The following is a 2899-nucleotide window of genomic DNA, read 5'->3' on the forward strand; positions in this document are numbered from 1 at the left end:
AGGCTCGGCAGGGTCTGCACGGCGTTCGAGACGCCCAGCACGACGAGCGCGACGCGCGGCCGGAACGCGGACCACACCGCCAGCGGCGCGCCGATCACGACGGCCAGCGCGAGCGCCGTGAGGACGAGCCGCACGTGCGTCCCGAGTTCCTGCGCGAGGCGGGGGCCCTCCACGAGGCCCTCCTGCCACACGGACCACGGGCGCAGCACGCCCCCGAGGACCAGCGCGGCCGTGACGGGCAGCCACGCCCACGCGAGGAGCGTCGCGCCCCGCGCGCGGGCCTCACGCAGCGCGAACGTCGCGCCCCACAGCGTCACGCCCGCGCCCAGCAGCCAGATCCACACGCCCGCCGCCGCGCCCGCCCGCGCGCTCGGCGCGAGCCCCGTCAGCGACGCGCGCGCCATCAGCCCGAACACCGCCACGCCCCCCGCGAGCGCCACGTTCGCGAGGGCCGCGCTCAGGGCGGGCCGCGACCGCGCGCCCCAGAGGACGCCCACCACGAGCGCCGCGCCCGCCCAGACGAGCGCGCCGAGCCGCAGGAACTCCCCGTCCGCGAGCCGGTTGGGCCGCAGCTGCACCCAGGGCAGCAGCAGCCCGGCCAGCATGACGAGGGCGCCCAGCCACACCGTGGCGGGCGCGCCCGAGGGGGCCCTGGTGTCGTTCATGCGGGGAGGGGGAGAGGCCGCCTCACTTGATGAGCTTCTTGCTCTTGAGATACGCCTGCGCCACGTCCTTCGCGCTGCGCCCGTCCACGGCGATCTCGCCGTTGAGGCGCTGCAGCGTCTTCCCGTCGAGGCTCGCGAACACCTTGTTCAGCAGCCCCTCCACCTTCGGGTTCGCCTTGAGGGTGTCCGTGCGGATGATCGGGGCGGGCTGATAGACGGGCTGCGCGCCCCTCGGGTCCGTGAGCGCCACGAGCTTCAGCGCGCTGAGGGTGCCGTCCGTGCCGTACGCCATCGCGGCGTTCACCCCGTTCGTGCCGCGCGCCGCCGCCTGCTGCGTCTGCGGGGGCGTCGCGCCCGCGAGGACCAGCTTCTGCGCCGCCGACAGCTTGAAGCCGTACGCCTTCTCGAACGCGGGCATCGTGTCGGGACGATCGAAGAACTCGGGGCTCCCGGCGATCTTGAACTTCCCGCCGCCCGAGACGAACTTCGCGAGGTCCGCGAGGGACGTGAGCCTGTTCTGCTTCGCGAAGGCCTCGGGAACCGCCACCACCCAGGTGTTGTTCGCGTTGGCGGGCCTGAGCCACGTCACGCCGTTCTTCGCGTCGAGCTGTTTGGCGAGCGCGTAGATCTTCGTGGGGTTGCCCGCGTCCTTCGCGCCGATCTTCGCGTCCGGGAAGAGGTAGACGGCGTTGCCGGTGTACTCCGGGTACACGTCGATCTCGCCCGCGAGGATGGCCTTGCGGTTCACGCCCGTGTCGCCGAGGGTGGTGCGGTCCGTCACCTCGATCCCGGCGTCCTGCAGCGTGAGGATGATCATCTGGCCGAGCAGCTGCGCCTCGGGATCGAGCTTGCTGCCCACCACGACGGGCTTGGCGAGGGCGCTGCCGACGAGCGCGAGGGTGATCAGGGCGGTCAGTCTCATGGGGCCTCCTGCGAGGGTGTACGCGTGAATGAGCGAGGATGAGGGCTACCCCCTGACCTTACCGCCCCGGCGCGTTGCCTTAATCTGCCATGGGTCACAGATGACACCCCGGCCTCAACGCAGCCGGATCACCCGAACGCGCCCGGAGAGCGCGTCGTACGTCCAGAGCCGGCCCACCAGCGGCTCGCCCACGCCGCCCGCCAGCTTGAGCACCTCCACCGCCATCGCGGACGCCACGACGCCCAGCAGCGGCCCCAGCACGCCCACCGTGTCGCAGTCGTCCCCGCCGGGCTCGGGGAAGACGTCGCGCAGCGTCACGCCCTCCGAGAAGACGCTCAGCATCCCCTCGAAGCCGCCCGCCGCGCCCCACACCAGCGGCCGCGCGGCGCGCCCGCACGCGTCGGAGAGCAGGTAGCGCGTGGTGAAGTTGTCCGACGCGTCCACCACCACGTCGTGCCCAGACACCAGCCCGTCCACGACGTCCGCCGTGACGGCCCCGCGCGTCTCCACGCGCACGCCCGGGTTGAGCTGCTGCAGGCGCGAGGCCGCCACCTCCGTCTTCGCGCGGCCCACGTCGGGCGTGGCGTACAGCACCTGCCGCTGCAGGTTCGAGAGGCTCACCGTGTCGTCGTCGCACAGCGTGAGCCGCCCCACGCCCGCCCCCGCGAGGTACGTCACGAGCGGCGTGCCGAGCCCGCCCGCGCCCACCACCAGCACGCGCGCCGCGCGCAGCCGCTCCACGGCGCCCTCGAAGTCGGGCAGGAGCAGCTGACGGGAGTACCGCTCGATCTCGGCGCGTGAGAGCATGCCGCATTCTAGACGCCCCCGCCGCGCGCCCCGGACCCTACACTGTCCTCATGTCCGCCGCGCTCGTCCTCGTCGTCGCGTACCTCCTGGGGTCCGTGAGTTTCGGCATCCTCTACTCGCGCCTGCGGGGCCGCGACGTCCGCGAGGTGGACGCGCCCGGCGGGAGCGGCATCTACCGGCAGTACGGCCTCGGGCCCGCCGTGGCGGTGTCCCTGCTCGACATCCTCAAGGGCGCGCTCGCGGTGCTCGTGGCGCGCGCCGTGGACCCGCAGCTCGCGTGGCTCGCGGTGGGCGGCGTGGTCCTCGGGCATAATTACCCCGTGTTCTTCCGATTCGACGGTGGCGGCGGCATCGCGCCCCTGCTCGGCGGTCTCGCCGTGAGCGCGCCCGTGCCGCTGCTCGCGCTCCTCGCGGCGGGCCTCGTGACGATGCCCCTGTACAAGGTGACGCTCCAGCGTCACGTGAAGTTCAACGTCATTCCCGCCGCCGCCGTGGTGGCGGTGCC

3 protein-coding genes and 1 pseudogene are annotated in these 2899 nt (G+C 73.1%); 1 reads left to right on the forward strand and 3 read right to left on the reverse strand.

Annotation, left to right across the window (positions count from 1 at the left end):
• The 3 genes and pseudogenes from DEIPI_RS40380 to DEIPI_RS0118975 form a co-directional block, all read right to left on the reverse strand.
• Window positions 1–665: pseudogene (locus tag DEIPI_RS40380) on the reverse strand (ABC transporter permease); the annotation flags it as partial.
• A gap of 22 nt (window positions 666–687) precedes the next feature.
• Complete coding sequence (locus tag DEIPI_RS0118970) at window positions 688–1587, reverse strand: ABC transporter substrate-binding protein (protein ID WP_027482811.1); 900 nt, start codon at window positions 1585–1587, stop codon at window positions 688–690.
• Between the two features lie 114 nt (window positions 1588–1701).
• Window positions 1702–2394: a HesA/MoeB/ThiF family protein gene (locus DEIPI_RS0118975; protein WP_027482812.1), complete on the reverse strand. Its 693-nt coding sequence runs from the start codon at window positions 2392–2394 to the stop codon at window positions 1702–1704.
• 50 nt (window positions 2395–2444) lie between these two features.
• Between DEIPI_RS0118975 and DEIPI_RS0118980 the strand changes: the two genes are divergently transcribed.
• On the forward strand, window positions 2445–2899 hold a 455-nt coding region (locus DEIPI_RS0118980; RefSeq protein ID WP_027482813.1), incomplete at its 3' end, for a glycerol-3-phosphate acyltransferase.

It is taken from the genome of Deinococcus pimensis DSM 21231 (assembly GCF_000519345.1).
Classification (GTDB): Bacteria; Deinococcota; Deinococci; order Deinococcales; family Deinococcaceae; genus Deinococcus_A; species Deinococcus_A pimensis.